At 65.2% G+C, this 18077-nt stretch carries 17 protein-coding genes and 1 tRNA gene; 11 read left to right on the top strand and 7 right to left on the bottom strand.

Going from position 1 to position 18077, the window contains the following annotated elements:
• Window positions 1–30: 30 nt before the first annotated feature.
• The 4 genes from G0A00_RS09190 to G0A00_RS09175 are packed head-to-tail and all read left to right on the top strand — an operon-like array spanning window position 31 to window position 4646.
• On the top strand, window positions 31–1080 hold the full coding sequence (locus G0A00_RS09190; RefSeq protein WP_164184112.1) for a TRAP transporter substrate-binding protein: 1050 nt from the start codon (window positions 31–33) through the stop codon (window positions 1078–1080).
• Entirely contained in the window at window positions 1080–1586 is a 507-nt protein-coding gene (locus G0A00_RS09185) for a TRAP transporter small permease (RefSeq protein WP_164184114.1), read from the top strand. Before G0A00_RS09190 ends, G0A00_RS09185 begins: the two co-directional genes overlap by 1 nt.
• On the top strand, window positions 1583–2941 hold the full coding sequence (locus G0A00_RS09180; protein ID WP_066106137.1) for a TRAP transporter large permease: 1359 nt from the start codon (window positions 1583–1585) through the stop codon (window positions 2939–2941). The genes G0A00_RS09185 and G0A00_RS09180 overlap by 4 nt, the downstream gene beginning before the upstream one ends.
• Before the next feature lies 1 nt (window position 2942).
• A complete protein-coding gene (locus G0A00_RS09175; RefSeq protein ID WP_164184116.1) occupies window positions 2943–4646 on the top strand; it encodes a thiamine pyrophosphate-requiring protein in 1704 nt (567 codons plus the stop codon).
• Window positions 4647–4862: 216 nt separating this feature from the next.
• On the opposite strand, the gene G0A00_RS09170 is transcribed toward G0A00_RS09175, so the two are convergent.
• Window positions 4863–5096 (bottom strand): acyl carrier protein, encoded by a 234-nt coding sequence (locus G0A00_RS09170; RefSeq protein ID WP_007800270.1) that lies wholly within the window; start codon window positions 5094–5096, stop codon window positions 4863–4865.
• 218 nt (window positions 5097–5314) lie between these two features.
• Window positions 5315–6052 (bottom strand): 3-oxoacyl-[acyl-carrier-protein] reductase, encoded by a 738-nt coding sequence (gene fabG / locus G0A00_RS09165; protein WP_066106055.1) that lies wholly within the window; start codon window positions 6050–6052, stop codon window positions 5315–5317.
• A 227-nt stretch (window positions 6053–6279) separates the two neighbouring features.
• Here fabG and G0A00_RS09160 point away from each other — a divergent pair, with 227 nt between their 5' ends.
• Entirely contained in the window at window positions 6280–7242 is a 963-nt protein-coding gene (locus tag G0A00_RS09160; RefSeq protein WP_164184118.1) for a homocysteine S-methyltransferase family protein, read from the top strand.
• Window positions 7243–7638: 396 nt separating this feature from the next.
• Here G0A00_RS09160 and G0A00_RS09155 read toward each other — a convergent pair whose 3' ends face one another.
• The 3 genes from G0A00_RS09155 to G0A00_RS09145 form a co-directional block, all read right to left on the bottom strand.
• Window positions 7639–8682: a glycine betaine/L-proline ABC transporter ATP-binding protein gene (locus tag G0A00_RS09155; RefSeq protein WP_164184121.1), complete on the bottom strand. Its 1044-nt coding sequence runs from the start codon at window positions 8680–8682 to the stop codon at window positions 7639–7641.
• A gap of 11 nt (window positions 8683–8693) precedes the next feature.
• Complete coding sequence (locus G0A00_RS09150) at window positions 8694–9734, bottom strand: proline/glycine betaine ABC transporter permease (protein WP_164184123.1); 1041 nt, start codon at window positions 9732–9734, stop codon at window positions 8694–8696.
• 112 nt (window positions 9735–9846) lie between these two features.
• Window positions 9847–10833, bottom strand: a complete 987-nt coding sequence (locus G0A00_RS09145) for an ABC transporter substrate-binding protein (RefSeq protein ID WP_164184125.1) — start codon at window positions 10831–10833, stop codon at window positions 9847–9849.
• 441 nt (window positions 10834–11274) lie between these two features.
• Here G0A00_RS09145 and G0A00_RS09140 point away from each other — a divergent pair, with 441 nt between their 5' ends.
• A complete protein-coding gene (locus tag G0A00_RS09140; protein ID WP_235953223.1) occupies window positions 11275–12297 on the top strand; it encodes a phosphatase PAP2 family protein in 1023 nt (340 codons plus the stop codon).
• 81 nt (window positions 12298–12378) lie between these two features.
• Here G0A00_RS09140 and G0A00_RS09135 read toward each other — a convergent pair.
• Window positions 12379–12463: transfer RNA gene (locus tag G0A00_RS09135), tRNA-Leu, on the bottom strand.
• Window positions 12464–12619: 156 nt separating this feature from the next.
• Between G0A00_RS09135 and G0A00_RS09130 the strand changes: the two genes are divergently transcribed.
• The gene (locus tag G0A00_RS09130) at window positions 12620–13117 is read left to right on the top strand and encodes a Hint domain-containing protein (RefSeq protein ID WP_164184127.1); all 498 of its coding nucleotides are present in this window, start codon (window positions 12620–12622) and stop codon (window positions 13115–13117) included.
• A gap of 24 nt (window positions 13118–13141) precedes the next feature.
• Here the strand turns inward: G0A00_RS09130 and G0A00_RS09125 are convergent, their stop codons facing one another.
• Window positions 13142–14680, bottom strand: a complete 1539-nt coding sequence (locus tag G0A00_RS09125) for an NAD(P)H-hydrate dehydratase (protein WP_164184129.1) — start codon at window positions 14678–14680, stop codon at window positions 13142–13144.
• A gap of 171 nt (window positions 14681–14851) precedes the next feature.
• Here G0A00_RS09125 and G0A00_RS09120 point away from each other — a divergent pair, with 171 nt between their 5' ends.
• The 4 genes from G0A00_RS09120 to G0A00_RS09105 all read left to right on the top strand — a co-directional run bounded on the left by G0A00_RS09120 (window position 14852) and on the right by G0A00_RS09105 (window position 18041).
• Window positions 14852–15190: a P-II family nitrogen regulator gene (locus G0A00_RS09120; RefSeq protein ID WP_164184131.1), complete on the top strand. Its 339-nt coding sequence runs from the start codon at window positions 14852–14854 to the stop codon at window positions 15188–15190.
• 100 nt (window positions 15191–15290) lie between these two features.
• Complete coding sequence (gene glnA, locus G0A00_RS09115; protein ID WP_164184133.1) at window positions 15291–16697, top strand: type I glutamate--ammonia ligase; 1407 nt, start codon at window positions 15291–15293, stop codon at window positions 16695–16697.
• Window positions 16698–16837: 140 nt separating this feature from the next.
• Window positions 16838–17053 (top strand): hypothetical protein, encoded by a 216-nt coding sequence (locus G0A00_RS09110; protein ID WP_066106022.1) that lies wholly within the window; start codon window positions 16838–16840, stop codon window positions 17051–17053.
• A gap of 181 nt (window positions 17054–17234) precedes the next feature.
• Window positions 17235–18041, top strand: a complete 807-nt coding sequence (locus G0A00_RS09105) for a lytic transglycosylase domain-containing protein (protein ID WP_164184135.1) — start codon at window positions 17235–17237, stop codon at window positions 18039–18041.
• The last annotated feature ends 36 nt before the right edge of the window (window positions 18042–18077 follow it).

Below are 18077 nucleotides of genomic sequence, written 5' to 3'. Positions count from 1 at the left end.
CATGTCGGACCATAAATGGGAGGAGAAATCATGAAACTGAAACTGGCAAAAACCGCTGTCGCGGCCCTCGCCCTCAGCGCCGCCGCAAGCGGCGCATGGGCGCAGGAGCATGTGTTCAAGCTGCACCATTTCCTTGGCGCCAAATCACCGGCGCAGACCGAGATGCTGGAGCCTTGGGCAAAGGCCGTCGAGGAGAACTCCGGCGGCAAGGTGAAGATCGAGATCTACCCCTCGATGACCCTCGGCGGACGTCCGCCCGAACTGATCAACCAAGCGCGCGACGGTGTCGTCGACCTGATCTGGACGGTGAACGGCTATACGCCGGGTCTCTTCCCGCGCACCGAGGTGATGGAACTGCCCTTCGTCTACAAGAACGATCCGGTGGCCGCGAACCTCGCGCTTTACGATATGTACGACGACTACCTGAAGGACGACTTCAAGGGCGTCGAGCCGATGTTCCTGCATGTCCACGCCGGTCAGGCCATCCAGACGGTGGACACCGAGGTGCATATGCCGACCGATCTGGAAGGGCTGAAGCTGCGCATCCCCACCCGCACCGGGGCATGGGTGATCGAGGCGCTTGGCGCGTCGCCGGTCTCGATGCCGGTGCCGGACCTGCCGCAGGCACTGTCCAAGAAGGTGGTCGATGGCGCCTTCATCCCGTGGGAGATCATCCCGGCGCTGAAGATTCAGGACCAGACCCAGTATCAGATCGAAGGGGCCGACAAGACCCGCTTTGGCACCACCACTTTCCAGGTCTCGATGAACAAGGCGCGCTGGGACAGCCTGCCTGAAGATGTGCAGACAGCCTTCCGCGACGCCTCGGATCGGGACTGGGTGGCCAAGGTCGGCCAGATCTGGCGCGACATCGACGAGCGCGGCATCAAGGTCGCGACCGACGCGGGCAACACCCATGTCACCCTCACCGAAGAAGAAACCGCGGCCTTCCAGACCGCGCTCGAGCCGGTGGTCGACCATTGGATCGAAGATGTCTCCGCCAAGGGCATCGACGGCAAGGCGATGGTCGAGAAAGCGCGCGCGCTGATCGAGGAAAACGCCGACGCGGGCATGAGCAACTGATGTTCGCCGCAGAAGTCGAAGGCCGCAGCGGGATCTCCGCTGCGGTCGCACGTCTCGTCACCCTGTGGGCGCTGCTGGGCGGCGTGCTCTTGCTGGTGATCGTGCTGATCAACATCGCCTCGGTGGTCGGAGCCGTGGTGGCCAAACCCTTCCCCGGCGATTTCGAACTGACCGAGATGGGCGTTGCCGTCGCGGTCTTTGCCTTTCTGCCCTATTGCCAATTGACGGACGCCAATGTGACCGCCGACATTTTCACCGCGAACGCACCCGGCCCCGTGCTGGCGGTGCTGCGCGCCCTCGCCTCGCTGATCGCCTTTGGCTTCGCCTGCATCCTCGTGTGGCGCATGTACCTCGGGATGCTCGACCAGAAGGCCTATAATTACACGACGACGATCCTGCAGCTGCCGATCTGGTGGGCCTTCGTGCCGATCCTCGTCTCGCTGGTGCTGCTGATCGCCGCCGCCGCTCTGACGGTGAAGGAAAGCCTGTCGGAGGTGCGGCCATGAGCGATCCCATCACCCTTGGCATCCTGTCGCTGGTCATCCTTGTGGTGCTCATCGCCATCCGCATTCCCATCGCCTACGGCATGATCCTCGTCGGCGGTGTCGGCATCGCGCTGGTCAACGGGCCGATGCTGCTGATGAGCCAGCTCAAGACCCTCGCCTACGGGCAGTTCTCGATCTACGACCTGTCGGTCGTGCCGATGTTCGTGCTGATGGGCGAGCTGGCCACTGTCGCGGGGCTCTCACAGGCGCTCTTTCGCGGGGCCAACGCATGGCTCGGCTGGATGCGCGGCGGCACCGCCATGGCCGCCATCGCGGGCTGTGCGGGTTTTGGCGCGGTCTGCGGCTCGTCGCTGGCCACCGCCTCGACAATGGGCAAGGTCGCCCTGCCCGAGCTCAAGCGCTACAATTACGCCGGATCGCTGGCCACCGGCTCGCTCGCAGCGGGCGGCGTGCTGGGCATCCTCATTCCGCCCTCGGTGGTGCTGATCGTCTACGCGGTGATCGTCGAGGCCAATATCGTCACCATGTTCGCCGCGGCCATGCTGCCCGGCATCCTCGCGGTGATCTTCTTCATCCTGACCATCGCGCTCTATGTCATGATCCGCCCCGAGGCAGGCCCGCCGGGCGGCGCCTCGAACCGCTCTGAGTTTATCTCGGCGACGCTGGGCCTTCTGCCGGTCATGGTGATCTTTGGGCTGGTGCTGGGCGGCATCTATGCGGGATTCTTCAACCCCACCCCGGCGGCGGCGGTGGGCGTATTCCTCGTCTGGGTCTACGGCATGGCCAAGCGCCGCCTGTCGCTGGCGCAGATGGTCATCGCGCTGAAATCCACCGCCCGCACCTCGGGGATGATCTATGTGATCCTGCTCGGTGCCGAACTGATGAAGATCTTCATGTCGCGCATCGGTCTGCCGCAGCAGGCCGCCCTATGGATCGCCGAAAGCGGCATGGCGCCGATGACGGTGATGGTGCTGATCCTCGTGGCGCTGATCCTGCTGGGCTGCCTGATGGACAGCATGTCGATGATCCTGCTGGTGATCCCCTTCTTCTGGCCGATGCTGGTCGAGATCAACGGCGGGCTATATGCCACCGCCGATGGCGCGGGCTTTGGCATGAGCACCGAAGACCTCAAGGTCTGGTTCGGCATCCTCGCGCTCATCGTCGCGGAACTGGGGCTGATCACCCCGCCGGTGGGGATGAACGTTTTCATCATCTCGGCGCTGGCCAAGGACACGCCAATGATCGAAACCTTCAAGGGCGTCGCGCCCTTCTTCTGCGCCGAGCTCGTGCGGGTGGCGCTGCTTCTGGCCTTCCCCGCTCTGGCGCTCTGGCTGCCATCGCTGCTGGGAGGCTGAGATGAAAGACAAGGCAACCGTCACCGCCGGGGGCGCGATCTTCCCCCGGCTGAAGGCGCTCGGCGTGGACTATGTCTTTGCCAATTCCGGCACCGACTTTCCGCCGATCATCGAGGGGCTGGCGCAGGCCGCCGCCGAGGGCATCGATCTGCCGAAAGCGCTGGTCATGCCGCATGAGCACGCGGCCATGGGTATGGCGCATGGCTACACGCTGATGACCGGCAAGGCGCAGGCGGTGATGCTGCACACCAATGTGGGGCTGGCCAATGGCGCCATCGGCGCGATCAACGCCGCCTGCGAGCATATCCCGATGATCCTCATGTCGGGCCGCACCCCGGTCACCGAGCAAGGCCGCTTCGGCGCCCGCACCGTGCCCATCGGCTGGGGGCAGGAGATGCGCGATCAGGCCGCCTTGGTGCGCGAGGCGAGCAAATGGGAGTATGAGCTGAAATTCCCCGAGCAGGTGACGGGCCTGCTCGACCGCGCCCATGCCATCGCCAGTTCGACCCCCAAGGGCCCGGTGTACCTGTCGATCCCGCGCGAGGTGCTCTGCGAGCATGTCTCCACCGAGGGGCTGGAGGCCCCCGCCACCATGGCGCCCGCGCAGGCCGCGCCGGACCCCGAGGCGATCGCCACGCTGGCGCATTGGCTGGCCGAGGCCGAGCACCCGCTGATCATCGCGCAGCGCGGCGCGGGCGATGCCGAAAGCTTCGCCGCCTTCGCCGACTGGGCCGAGGCGTGGGGGATCGCGGTCTGCTCGTGGTGGGCGACGCATCTGGCGATTGCCACCGACCACCCCTGCCACGTGGGCGCCGACCCCGGTCCGTGGCTGGAGCAAGCCGATGTGGTGCTGATCCTCGATAGCCTCGCGCCATGGATGCCCGACGCCCATGCGCCAAAGCCCGGCGCGAAGGTGATCAACATGGGCCCCGACCCGATCTTCTCGCGCTTCCCGGTGCGCAATTTCCGCTCGGACCTGTCGATCACCGGCGAGAACGCCCGCAGCATCCCGGCGCTGATCGCCGCCATGGAGGGGCTGGCCAAGGGCGATCACATCGCCCCGCGCCGCGCCCGGCTGGCCGAGACCACCGCCCGCGCCCGGCAGGCGCAGACCGAGGCGGCGCAGCCCAAGGCAGAGATCCTCACCAAACCCGCCGTCAGCCATATCCTCGGCGAGGCGCTCGACGCGCAGCAAGCGCCGTCGTCGGTGTTCTCGGAGCTTGGCACGATGCTGGGGCCGCTGCCGCGCCGCGCGCACCGTTCGTGGTTTCAGGAGCCGCATTCGGGCGGCCTTGGCTGGTCCTTCCCCGCCGCGCTCGGCGCGCAACTGGCCGAGCCTGACCGGCTCTGCGTCGCGACGCTCGGCGATGGCAGCTATATGTTCGCCAACCCCGTGGCCTGCCATCAGATCGCCGAGGCGCTGGCGCTGCCGATCCTAATCGTGATCCTCAACAACGCCGAATGGGGCGCGGTGCGCGCCTCGGTCACCGGGCTCTACCCCGAAGGTGCCGCGAGCCGCGCCAACCAGATGCCGCTCACCGGCCTCGCGCCCGCGCCCGACTTCTGCAAGGTGGCCGAGGCGAGCAACGCCTGGGCCCGCGCGGTCGAGACGCCGGAGGATCTGCGCCCGGCCCTCGACGCGGCGCTGCAGGTCATCCGTTACGAGCGGCGCTGCGCCCTGCTGAATGTGCGCATCGCGGGCTGAACCGCCGGATTTGCGTATTTGAAAAGAGAAGAAGGACCGCGCGCGCGTAGCCCGGGCGCTTCTTCTCTTTGAAAATACGCCGGGGGTGAGGCCGCAGGCCGAGGGGGCAGCGCCCCCTTTTTTCCGCAACGCCCCCGCCCGACACGCCCTTCCAGAACGCAAAACGGCGCCCACGAGGGGCGCCGCTTGCAACTCCGGTGACGGAGTCGGAAAAGCTCAGGAGGCTTCCTTGATGAACTTCACCGCGTCGCCGAAGGTCTGGATGGTTTCGGCTGCGTCATCGGGGATCTCGATGCCGAACTCTTCTTCGAAGGCCATCACCAGTTCCACGGTGTCGAGGCTGTCTGCGCCCAGATCGTCGATGAAGGAGGCGCTCTCGGTCACCTTGTCTTCTTCAACACCCAGGTGCTCTACCACGATCTTGCGCACGCGATCAGGAATATCGCTCATTCTTATGTCCTCACAATGTCCTTGGGCCGTTTGACCCATCTCTTGCCCTCGCCCCAGCGGGGTGGCTGCTCAATCCGCCCGGAACCGGGCAGCGTATCCCCGGCTGGCCGGGAGCGACCGAAAAGCACGCAAGGCCCTCTCCGGTCAAAGTTCCTGCGCGCCTATAGCATACGCGCGCAGGATGGCAAACGCTTTCCGAGATGCCCGAAGGCACCCGGTCAGAGCATTGCCATTCCGCCGTTCACATGCAGCGTCGCGCCTGTGACATAACCAGCTTCTGCGCTCGAAAGATAGAGCACCGCTGCGGCAATTTCATCGGCGGTGCCCATACGGCCCGCGGGAATCTGGCTCATGATGCCCGACTTCTGATCATCGTTGAGCTTGTCGGTCATCGCGGTCTCGATGAAGCCCGGGGCCACCGCGTTGGCGGTGATGCCGCGACTCGCAACCTCATAGGCCAGCGATTTGGTCATCCCGACGAGGCCCGCCTTGGCGGCGGCATAGTTCGCCTGACCGGGGTTGCCGGTGGCACCGACGATCGACGAGATGTTGATGATCCGGCCCCAGCGCGCCTTCATCATGCCGCGCATCACGCCCTTGCAGAGCTTGAAGTTGGCGGTGAGGTTGACGTCGAGCACCGACTGCCACTCCTCGTCCGACATGCGCATGAAGAGGTTGTCGCGGGTGATGCCGGCGTTGTTGACCAGAATGTCGACCGCGCCCATCGCCTCGGCCGCCTGTTTCGGCAGAGCCGCCACGGCTTCGGGGTCCGACAGGTTGCAGGGCAGCACGAAGGCGCGCTCGCCCAACTCGTTCGCCAGTTCCTGCAGCGGTGCCTCGCGGGTGCCCGAGAGCCCCACCGTTGCGCCAGCGTCATGCAGCGCCTTGGCGATGGCGCCGCCGATGCCGCCCGATGCGCCGGTGATCAGCGCGCATTTTCCCGTCAGATCGAACATAAGGTCCGTGCCCCTCTCGTTTTGCCGTAAATCTTTCCGGGCGATATGGCATCCCCGCCGTCCTCGGGCAAGGGCAAGCACCCGCAGCCCGGCATTGGCCCGCCGCTTAACCTGCCGCCAGACCTCCCACCTGACCTCCCACCTGACCTCCCACCTGACCTGCCGGCGCAGGGTCGTCCGAGATGTGCTATTGTCACCAGAAGACCGGCGTCGGCGAGGAGGACCGCATGGCCAAGGCAACCACATTCCCGCGCGTGCAAGGGCTGCTCTATCTGACGGAGGGCGGCACCGAGACCGAGGTCATGTACCGGCACGGCCATCCTCTGCGCGAGTTTGCCATGTTCGAGTTGATGGACAAGCCAACGGCGGTCACGGACCTGCGCGCCATGTACCGCCGCTATCTCGATGCCGCTGCCGAACATGGGTTTGCGGCGCTGCTTTCGGGCTTTGACTATCGCGCCAGTCCGGACTGGGGAGCGAAGCTGGGCTATTCCGCCGAAGGCCTGCGCGAGATGCAGCACAAATGCATCGACTTCCTGCGCGAGGTCGCCCGCCCCTACGAGCGGCAGCTGCCCCGCGTCGCGATCGCGGGCTGTGTTGGTCCGCGCGGTGATGCCTATGCGCTCAACCGCGAAATCACCGCCGCAGAGGCCGAGGAGTACCATACGGCGCAGATGCAGACGCTCCGCGCGTGCGGCGTCGATCTGGTGTGGGCCGCGACGATCAACAATGTGCCCGAAGCGGTGGGGCTTTCGCGCGCCGCCGCAGAAGCGGGCCTGCCGCTGAACCTCTCGTTCACCCTCGACAGCAGCCACCACCTACGCTCGGGTCCGAGCCTGCGTGAGGCCATAGAGGCGACCGATGCTGAGGCAGGCGAGTCGGCTCCCGATAGCTATGGCATCAACTGCTCGCACCCGGTGGAGTTCGAACCTGCGCTGGAGCCCGGCGCATGGACCGAGCGCCTGCGCTCGCTGCGGCCCAATGCGGCGAAGATGGACAAGGTGTCGCTGTGCAAGCTGGGGCATATCGAGGAAGGCGACCCGGTCGAGCTGGCGCGCATGATGGGGGATCTGGCGCGGCGCTATCCCGGCATTGATATCTGGGGCGGCTGCTGCGGCAGCTGGGACCAGCATCTGGGGCTGATCGCCAGCGCGGTCCGCGCCGCGCGCGAGGCCCCGGTAGCTGTCTGAAACGACGGGGAAAAATCTTCGCCCAGAAATCCGATAAATTCACTCAACTATATGAATTTACTCATTTTTTTCACGCAAGGCCTTGCGCACCCTGCGGCGGGCGGTTATCTGAGGCTCAAGACAGCAAGCCAGCCCAGACGCCAGCCAGCTATCGATCTCCCCGCCAGCCGAAACCACGCCGCGCCCCAGCGTCTTTATGACAGCCAGGCAGCCACGCAGCTTTCCGCCAGTGACCGGAGACGCCCTCCCCCCGCTCGGATCGCAGCTGTTCCCGAAGGAACGCGCCACGCCCCCGCAGCGGGTTGCGCCAGAGCGTTGCACCAGACGGCCCTCACGAAAAAGCCCCGCGACCCATCAGGGACGCGGGGCTTTTCCTTTTTACGGGAGCGCTGCGGCTCAGGCGGCCTCTTCGGCCACCCGCGGCACCAGCGCGCGCATCACATCCGCCATGTCGATCACGCCCACCGGCTTGCCCCCGCGCAGCACGCGAAAGCGGCGGTCCATCTCGCCGCCCGCTGCGGCGATGACGCTTTCGAGGTTGTCAGTGTGCTGCACATCGCCGCTGAACAGCTCGCCTCCGGGCACGCCCTTGTGCATCACCGAGCGCACGCGCAGCACGCGGGCGCGGTTGATGTCGGCGACGAACTCTTCGATGTAGGGATCGGACGGGTTGAGCAGGATATGCTGCGGCTCGCCCTGCTGCACCACCGCGCCATCCTTCAGGATCACAAGGTGATCGGCCAGCTTCAGCGCCTCATCAAGGTCGTGGGTGATGAAGATGATCGTCTTGTGCAGCTCTTCCTGCAGCTCCAGCAGCAGGTCCTGCATGTCGGTGCGGATCAGCGGATCAAGCGCCGAGAAGGCTTCGTCCATCAGCATGATGTCCGAGTTCGACGCCAGCGCGCGGGCAATGCCCACCCGCTGCTGCATGCCGCCCGAAAGCTGGTGCGGATATTGCTCGCCGTTGCCCGAAAGGCCGACGCGGTCGAGCCACTTCTGCGCCTCGGCCTCATAGTCGGCCCGCTTCACGCCGCGCGTCGCCAGCGCCATGCCGGCGTTTTCCAGCACGGTGCGATGCGGCAGCAGCGCGAACTTCTGGAACACCATCGACATGTTCTCGCGGCGGAACTTGCGCAGGCGGGTCTCATTGAACGACAGGATGTCCTCGCCGTTCACGATGACCTCGCCCGCGGTGGGTTCGATCAGCCGGTTGAGGTGGCGGATCAGCGTCGATTTGCCCGAGCCCGACAGGCCCATGATCACGGTGATCTCGCCCTCGCGCATGTCGACGTTGATGTCGTCGAGCCCGAGCACGTGGTTCGAGGTCTCCAGCAGATCGGCCTTCGACTTGCCCGCCTTCACCTCGGCCAGCGCGCCCTGAGGGTCCTCGCCGAAGATCTTGTAGAGATTGCGGATCGAGACTTTCACAGTGTCTGTCATGTCATCCTCCTTCAGCGGCTGGACTGGCTGGCGTCGATGCGCGCGAGCGAGGCTTTGGTCACACGGTCCAGCGCGATCGCCAGCACCACGATGCCAAAGCCCGCCACAAGGCCGGTGCCCAGTTCGAGGTTGCGGATGCCGCGCAGCACGAGGATGCCAAGCCCCGGCGCCGAGACCATCGAGGCGATGACCACCATGGCAAGGCTCATCATGATCGTCTGGTTCACACCGGCCATGATGTTGGGCAGCGCCAGCGGGATCTGCACGCCAAAGAGCTTCTGGCTCTTGGTCATGCCGAAGGCGTCGGCGGCCTCGATCACGTCCTGATCGACGAGGCGGATGCCAAGGTCGGTCAACCGCACCACCGGTACGATGGCGTATAGGATCACCGCGATGCCGTAGAGCTTTGGCTCGGTCACCGAGAAGAGGAAGATCAGTGGGATCAGGTAGACGAAGGGCGGCAGCGTCTGCAGCATGTCGAGCACCGGGATCGCCACGCGCTGAAGCCTGTCACTGCGCGACATGGCGATGCCTATGGGCACCCCGAAGAGAACGCAGATAAAGGCGCAGACGAAGATGATCGCGAGGGTCTGCATCGCCACCGTGTAATGGTCCACAAAGGCCAGCAGACCAATCACAGCGGCCACGAGGCCCACGATCTTCCACGACCGCGTCACGGCCCAGCAGATCAGCAGCAGGATCGGCACCATGATCCACCACGGCGTGTCGGTCATCACCACGAGCGACTCGCGCAGCATCCAGCTGAGCGGCTGAGTGAGCGGATCGACCACGACGCGCAGCGCATCACGGATCCCCAGAAAGCCCTGCTCGAGCCCATCGGTGAGATCGCGGGTTTCGGGAATCGCGCCGCAGGCGTCGTGCAGCGCATCGAGCGAGGGAAAGGGAAGATCCCAAAGCGAGGTTGCCTCGGCGGCATCGCCGCCCTTGGTCTTGGCCAGCAGGTCGGCCATGGACATGGGACCATCGCTGGCCCCGCCATCGCACCAATCCCGCAGCCCCAACGTGTCGAACAGACCGTCATATGTTGCCATGTATCGATGTCCGGACCCTCAGCGGGCCCGCCCTGAATTGTGAAAGCAAAAGAACGGGACCGCGCCCGGCGGCCCCGTTCGAGCGGGCGCACTGCGCCCTTGGGTCATGCGATTACTGCAGCAGCTGCGAGAGCTTTTCCTGCGCGTCCTCGTTCAGCCAGCCCTGCCACTCGCCCGAATTGGCGGTGATGAAATGCACGGCGGTCTCTTCAGCCGAGGCGTTGTTCTCGTCCTGCCATGCCAGCAGGCCGCTCATGGTCGAGGTTTCGAACTTCATGTTGCGGAAGAACTCGGTCACCGCCGGGTTCTCTTCGGCAAACTCCGCGGTCACGGCGGTGAGGATCGGCGCGGCGGGGAATTCCGAGACCTGCGGGTCGGGCGTGTCGGGGTTCTGCAGGTTGTTGAAGGCGGACTCGTCGTAGTCGCCCAGCTTGACCTGCGTCATGTCATACTTGCCCATCGGCACGGTCGGGCCCCAGTAGTAGCCGAACCACGGCTCACCATCGGTGACCGCCGCGCCCATCGAGCTGGCCAGCGTCTCGCCCGAGCCGTGGTTGAACACTTCGATGCCCGCGCCTTCGAGATCGAGCGCACGCACGAGGTTGTCCGACACCACGCGGCAGCCCCAGCCGTCGGGGCAGTTGTTGAAGCGGCCGCCGACCAGTTCGGGGTTCTCCATCACGCCCTCGATGGTGGTCAGCTCGGGGTGCTCTTCGGCCAGCGCGGTGGGGATCCACCAGCCTTCGACGCCGCCCGGCTCCAGCACCGAAGTCAGTTCGACCAGCGAGCCGCCCTCTTTGAGCTTCTTGTAGGCATCGCCTGCCGAGTTCATCCAAAGGTTGGTGATCACGTCCGGCTCGCCGTTCTCGGCCACCGAGGTCATCGCGGGCACGGTGTCGGACTGCACGAGGCTCACATCGCAGCCATAGCCCTGCTCGAGCATGAATTTCGCGACATTGGTGGTCACCTCGGCGGCGGCCCAGCCCATCTGCGCGATGGAAACGTCGCCGCACTGGCCCGCGTCATCCTGTGCCTGCGCCGCGAGGGGCAGCACCAGAGAGCCGGCAAGAGCGGTGGAAACGAGCGTCAGCTTACGCATGGGTAAACTCCTTACAAACTTGAATGGGAGGATTTCAAAACAACGCCGGGTCGCCTGAGGCGTCCGGGGGTTCGGATGGCCGCGCAGGAACGCGGCGCAAACAGACCTCTTTTTGTCGTTTTTGGTCATCGGGGCGGTGCCTAACAAGCCAGTCCCCGAGGTGCAAACAGTTGACCTGTTAACGCGAGCGGCACGCTATGTGCTTGCGCGCACGTTGATTTCTGGCGCGGCCGCGTCATATCTCTCCTGTTTGCCTGCGCGCGCCCCATTTCGCCAAGTTGCCCGGGCCAACCGCACCGTTGAGCCCGCGCAACAGCGGCGGGCCTAGCTGCGAGCCGCTCTTGCGCTGGTGTGGCTGTGAGGGGAACTTTCCACAAAATCCGCATCCTGACGCCGCAATCTGGCGATAGAGACCGGATTGAGGCAGCACCGCAGCGAGGCATGATGCAGGCAACACCGGCGTTCCGTTTCTTCACGTTCGGCGCATTCTATGCGGCGGCGTCGCTGGCGTTCGCCCTGCTCACCCGCGACGGCGTGTTCGACCATCTGCTCAGCTCGCTGGCCGTTGGGACGCGCGTGCCGGTGCAAATGTTCACCCTGTTCTGCATCGTGCTGGTCTTCGCCTTGCTGCGCGCCAAGCGCCGCAAGCAAGGGACAGTGGCCATGGTCGCGCTGCAGATCACGCTGGCCTACCTTGGCGTGGCGGCGCTGAACTTCGGCTTCACCCTGTTCAAGACCGGCATGCCGGCGCTGCTGCCCTATTTCGCCGATCCGCTGCTCGCCGATCTCGACGCATGGCTGCACGGCGGCACCGACCCATGGCGGCTGGTGGATGACACGCTGGGCTCGGATGTGGCGCGGCAGATCCTGCCGGTCTATCAGGGGCCGTGGCTGCTGCTGGCGTTTCTCTTCCCGGTGCTGCTGGTGGCGACGGATGATGACAGCGCGCGCGTGAGCCGCTTTCTCACGCTCTACTGCGCGGCGTGGGTGCTGATCGGCAACCTTCTGGCGCTGGCGGGGCTGTCGGTGGGGCCGATCTATTATGACCGGCTGCTTGGCACCGCACGATTCACCGAGTTGCAGCAGATGCTGGACACGCAGGGCGTCGATCAGATCTTCCTCGGTCAGGTGCAGGAGTTTCTCTGGCGGATGTATCGCAGCGGCAAGCACGCGCTGGGAACCGGCATCTCGGCCTTTCCCTCGGTGCATGTCTCGGTGGCCTTCACCGTCACGCTGTACTGTCTGGAGCGCTCGGCCCTGCTGGTGCTGCCCGGCCTCGCCTTCGCCGCCGCGATCCTGCTGCTCTCGGTCTGGAGCGGCTATCACTATGCGATCGACGGCTATGTCTCGATCCTTGCGATGCTGGGCCTCTGGGGCTGGCAGCACCTTCGCGCCCGCAGCCCGCGAGAGATCGCCTCGGACCCCGTGGCCGACGCCGCCGCGCGCGAAGCGCAGGGCAGCTGACGTTGCTCAACCGTGGCCGTAGCGCCACAGCTGTTCGAGCGCCACACGGACCGGCTCAGAATTTCCCGAAGAAGATCAAGATGGTGCGGGTGGAGGGACTTGAACCCCCACGCCTTGCGGCGCCAGAACCTAAATCTGGTGCGTCTACCAATTTCGCCACACCCGCACACAGGCGCGCAAAGCGCCCGGATCGGGCGGATCTCTAGCAAAGAGCCACAGGCGAGGCGAGAGGAAAAATCACCTTCCAGAAAACGCGCGACTTTAATCTGCCATTGACGTAGGGTCTGGCAAAACGAGGCAGTGATAAAGCAGGACAGCGCCCATGGAACCGAAAACGGTCCGGCGCGACGACGGGAGCCTTCCCGCGCGCCATATCGATTCTTCGTGCAGGCTCAACGCGCTTGTGGCTGGCACTACGGTGCTGACCCTCGATGGCGCTTTGCCGGCGGAATATCTCTCTCCGGGAGACCGGGTCATCACCCGCGACAGCGGCGTCGCCATCCTGCGCCGGGTCCGCCATTTCCGGCGGGCCGTCGACATGGTGGCGATCAAGGCTGGGTCGCTGGGCAATTCGCGCCCCGAGGGCGACACGGTGCTGCCCGCCGATCAGGAGATTCTCATGCGCGGCTGGCGCGCCTCGGCGCTGTTTGGGGCCAGTCAGGCGCTGGTGCCGCTGAGCCGGATCGAGGATGGCCATTTCGTGCGCGCCTTGGGCCATCGCACCGCCACACTCGTGGCGCTCAGCTTCGATCAGCCGCATATCCTCTATGGTGACGGGCTGGAACTGGCCTCGGCCGATCCGGTGCCCCTGCCCGTGTGAGCGCCCGCCGCCGACACATGGCACCTACCCAGCAAACTCGGCGAGCACCCGCGGCAGCACCTCGGGCAGATCTTCAGCAATGAGGCCGGGGCCGAATCTGCGCGCCGCCTCGACGTGCAGGAAGGCCGCTGTTTCGGCGGCCTGCATCGGCTCCGCGCCGCGCGCCATCAGACCGCAGATCAGCCCCGCCAGCACGTCCCCCGCGCCCGCCGTGGCCAACCATGGCGCCGCGCGCCCATAGACCGCCGCGTGGACCGACGCCGCCCTGTCCGGTGCCGCGATCACCGTGTCGGCACCTTTCAGCAGAACCGTGCAGCCCGCGCGCGCCGCCGCAGCACGCACCGCGTCGAGCTTTGAGAGCGCCGGTCCCTTGGTCGCGGGCGCGGACAGTCCCGCGGCGATGTCAGGGAAGAGCCGCGCGAACTCGCCGCCATGCGGCGTCAGCACGCAGTTTGGGTGCAGACAGGAGAAGAGCACCTCCGGTGCCTCGGCAAAGGCGCTGAGCGCATCGGCGTCCAGCACCGTCGCCCGTCCGGCCATCAGCGCCGCGGGCACAAGCGCGCGCGCCCTGTCGATGCCAAGCCCCGGCCCGAGACAAAGCGCATTGAGCCGCCCGTCTTCGAGCATCGCCGTCAGATCCTCGGCCTCTTCTATGCGGCGCAGCATGAGGGCGGTGATCTGCGACGCCACCTCCATCTGCGCGCCGCCGGGGGCGCCGAGCGTCACCAGCCCCGCGCCGACACGCAGCGCCGCGCGCGCCGCAAGCCGGGCCGCGCCCGTCCTGCCGAAACCGCCGCTCAGCACCAGCGCATGGCCATAGCCGAACTTATGCCCCGCGCTCTTGGTCAAGGCCACGCTCGGCCCGGTCACAAGCTGCGCCGCGCCCGCGCAGGGCGTGTCCTCCAGACCAATGTCCACCACGTCGAGCGCCCCGCAATTGCCCGGCCCCTCGGCAAGGAAATGCCCCGGTTTCGCGCTATGAAAGGTCACCGTCAGATCGGCGCGAAGCACCGCACCCGGCCCGTCGCCGCTGGTCAGAACGCACCCCGAATCTGCACAAAGCCCCGAGGGCACATCCACCGCCACGCGCTGCCAGTCCTGAAACTCCGGCGCCTCGAAGCGGGCCAGCGCCTCCGCGATCTCGGGGCCGAGCCCGCGCGTCAGACCGGTGCCAAAAAGCGCGTCGATCAGCACGCCCTGCCCGCCGTTCAGTTGCGGCGCCTCTGTGAGCGACCGCACCGGCCCCAGCTCGCACCAGCGCCGGTGATTCAGCGCCGCATCGGGCGGCAGGCGCTTGCCATCGCCCAGCAGGAACACCTCTACCTCCCAGCCCGCGCCATGCAGCATCCGCGCGATGACAAAACCGTCGCCGCCGTTGTTGCCCGGTCCGCAGAGCACAATCGCCCGCTGCGTCTCAAGCTCGGTCTCGAGCCAGCGGCGCCCGACCGCGGCCACCACACCGGCACCCGCGTGCTCCATCAATTCGGCGCCGCTCACCGCACCGCTTTGGATCGCAGCCTGCTCGGCGGAGCGCATCTGCGCACTGGTCAGGAGTGCTGACATTGCTCGGATCCTTAAGTTTTCAAACTGCCCACATAAACGGCGACTTGCGCAAAATGTAACCACATGCCAAAAATCGCCTCATATTTCCCTGCCGCGACAGCCTATGCGATTGTCGGCGCCGGTGAGAAGTGTTCTGGCAGGGTCCGACACGGGATCACGAGGAGACAGGCCATGAAGAAGGTCGAGGCGATCATCAAGCCCTTCAAGCTCGACGAGGTAAAGGAAGCCTTGCAAGACGCGGGCATTCAGGGCCTCTCTGTGCTCGAAGTAAAAGGCTTCGGTCGTCAGAAAGGCCACACCGAGCTCTACCGGGGCGCGGAGTATGTGGTTGATTTTCTTCCTAAGGTGAAAATCGAAGTGGTGCTCGACGACGATCAGGTGGATGCCGCCGTCGAAGCGATCATCTCAGCCGCGAAAACCGACAAGATCGGCGACGGCAAGATTTTCGTCAGCCCTGTCGAGCAGGCGATCCGTATCCGCACCGGCGAATCTGGCTCCGACGCTCTCTGAGCTACGGCCTAGATACGACCGCGCTCCGCGTGCCCTCCGGCGCACGGAGCAGCCAATCACCCGAAAATTTCGGACCCAAGTACAGAAAGGGAAGAAGGGAATGAGCAAGGACGCAGTTCTCAAGCTTATTAAGGATGAGGACGTCGCATACGTCGACATCCGCTTTACCGACCCGCGCGGCAAGCTCCAGCACGTGACCGTCATCGCCGACCTCGTCGACGAAGATTTCCTCGATGAAGGTTTCATGTTCGACGGCTCGTCCATCGCCGGCTGGAAGTCGATCGAAGCTTCCGACATGAAGCTCATGCCCGACACCGAAAGCGCCTACATCGACCCGTTCTACGCCGAGAAGACGCTCTGCCTGCACTGCTCGGTCGTCGAACCCGACACCGGCGAAGCCTACGACCGCGACCCGCGCGGCACCGCAGCCAAAGCAGAAGCCTACCTGATCTCCTCGGGCATCGGCGACTCGGCGTTCTTCGGCCCGGAAGCTGAATTCTTCCTGTTCGACGACGTGAAATACTCGGTCACCCCGAACAAGATCTCGGCAGAAGTTGATGCGGACCACGCCGCATGGAACACCGACGCTGACTTCGAGATGGGCAACCTGGGCCACCGTCCGACCTACAAAGGCGGCTACTTCCCGGTGAACCCGTCGGACGACGGCCAGGACATCCGCTCCGAGATGCTGTCGACCATGAAGCGCCTCGGCATGAAGGTCGACAAGCACCACCACGAAGTTGCGACCTCGCAGCACGAGCTGGGCCTGATCTTCGGCACGCTGACCAAGCAGGCCGACGAGCTGCAGAAGTACAAATACGTCATCCACAACGTGGCACAGGCCTACGGCCGTTCGGCAACCTTCATGCCGAAGCCGATCAAGGGTGACAACGGCTCGGGCATGCACGTGAACATGTCGATCTGGAAGGACGGCAAGCCGCTCTTCGCAGGCGACAAATACGCGGACCTGTCGCAGGAAGCTCTGTACTTCATCGGCGGCATCCTGAAGCACGCGAAGGCCCTGAACGCCTTCACCAACCCGGCGACCAACTCCTACAAGCGTCTGGTTCCGGGCTTCGAAGCCCCCGTTCTGCGCGCCTACTCGGCACGCAACCGCTCGGGCTGCGTCCGTATTCCGTGGACCGAATCGCCGAAGGCAAAGCGTGTGGAAGCTCGCTTCCCCGACCCCGCGGCAAACCCCTACCTGTGCTTCTCGGCGCTCCTGATGGCCGGCCTCGACGGCATCAAGAACAAGATCGATCCGGGCGAAGCGATGGACAAGAACCTCTACGACCTTCCGCCGGAAGAGCTCGCAGAGATCCCGACCGTCTGTGGCTCGCTGCGTGAAGCGCTCACCGAGCTGGAAGCCGACATGGACTTCCTGCTGGCTGGCGACGTGTTCACCAAGTCGCAGATCGAAGGCTACATCGCTCTGAAGATGGAAGAGCTGGAAGCCTACGAAATGACCCCGCACCCCGTGGAATTCGCGCTGTACTACAGCTGCTGATCCCGCACCGCGGAGACTTCGGAAAAGGCGCCCTGCGGGGCGCCTTTTTCATGCCGTGATCCTGCCCTGTAAAATCCAGAATGCCCCCTGAGGCTCACCCATGAGGGAATTTCGACCTCACGCCTCAGAGGAATTTCAGAATGAACGAAAATTTCACCGACCGCTTCGACAGCTTCGCGAGCCACGGCGACGCGCAGCCGCTTTCGACCCTGTCCGGTAGCTTTGCCGACGCCGAGACGCCGCGGGAACGCCGCCGACGGCTGCAGCGCAACACCATGCTTGGCCTCGCCATCGCGGCCCTGCTCGTTCTGGTGGTGATGATCATCACCCGCGCCATGGAAATCGCCTCGATCTGAGCCCCACGCCGCCGCCGCACTGGTCCGCATCGGTTCGTATCGGCCCGATCGCGTGCCGTGTCTGGCGTACCGTGAAGCAGCGGAGACCCGCCGCGCAACACCTGCGACAGCCTCTTCCCTTTCCGAACCCCTGACGGCGAACTACCTATTTCAACCAAAGACGTTTGTTCGGAGTCCCAAGATGCGCCGCACCTTTCTGAAGTTTCTCGCAGCCGCCACGCTGTCCCTGTCCGCCGGATCCGCCATCGCGGCCACTTGCGGCAATTCCGCCGCCGGGTTTGACGCGTGGAAACGCGAGTTCGCCGCCGAGGCGCAACGCGCCGGTGTCGGCCAGCGCGGCATCGACGCGCTGATGAGCGCCCCCTATTCCAGCTACACCATCAAGGTCGACCGCAGCCAGAAGGGCGTGAAATACCCGCTCGACGAGTTTATCCGCATCCGCCTCGGTTCGCTCGACGGCTTTGCCGCGCAGGTGCGCAAGCGCCGCGACCAGAACCCGCAGTTCTTCCGCTCGATCGAGCAGCGCTACGGCGTGCCCGCCGGGATCCTTCTGGCGATCCATGGGATGGAAACCGGCTTTGGCCGCACCATGGGCAATGTGCCGGTGGTCTCGTCGATCACCACGGTCGCCTATGACTGCCGCCGGTCGTCCTTCTTCACCCCGCATGCCATCGCGGCGCTGCAGATGGTCGATCGCGGAATGCTCTCGCCGAGCCAGCAAGGCGCCGCCCATGGCGAGCTTGGCCACACCCAGTTCCTGCCCGGCAACGCGCTGCGCTACGGCGTCGACGGCAATGGCGATGGCCGCGTCGATTTCTACAACCAGTTCGACGCGCTGGCCTCGACCGCCAATTTCCTGCGCCAGAAAGGCTGGCAGCCGGGTCAGCCGTTCAGCGAAGGCACCGCCAATTTCCGCGTCCTGAACGAGTGGAACGCCGCGACGGTCTACCAGCAGGCGATCTCGCTCGTGGCGCAAAGAGTCGGCTGATTTACATTTCTGCAACTCCGGGGTGGGCAAGGCTGT

This window comes from Salipiger sp. PrR002, assembly GCF_010500775.1.
Lineage (GTDB): Bacteria > Pseudomonadota > Alphaproteobacteria > Rhodobacterales > Rhodobacteraceae > Salipiger.
This window is presented reverse-complemented; position numbering and strand designations above follow the sequence as displayed.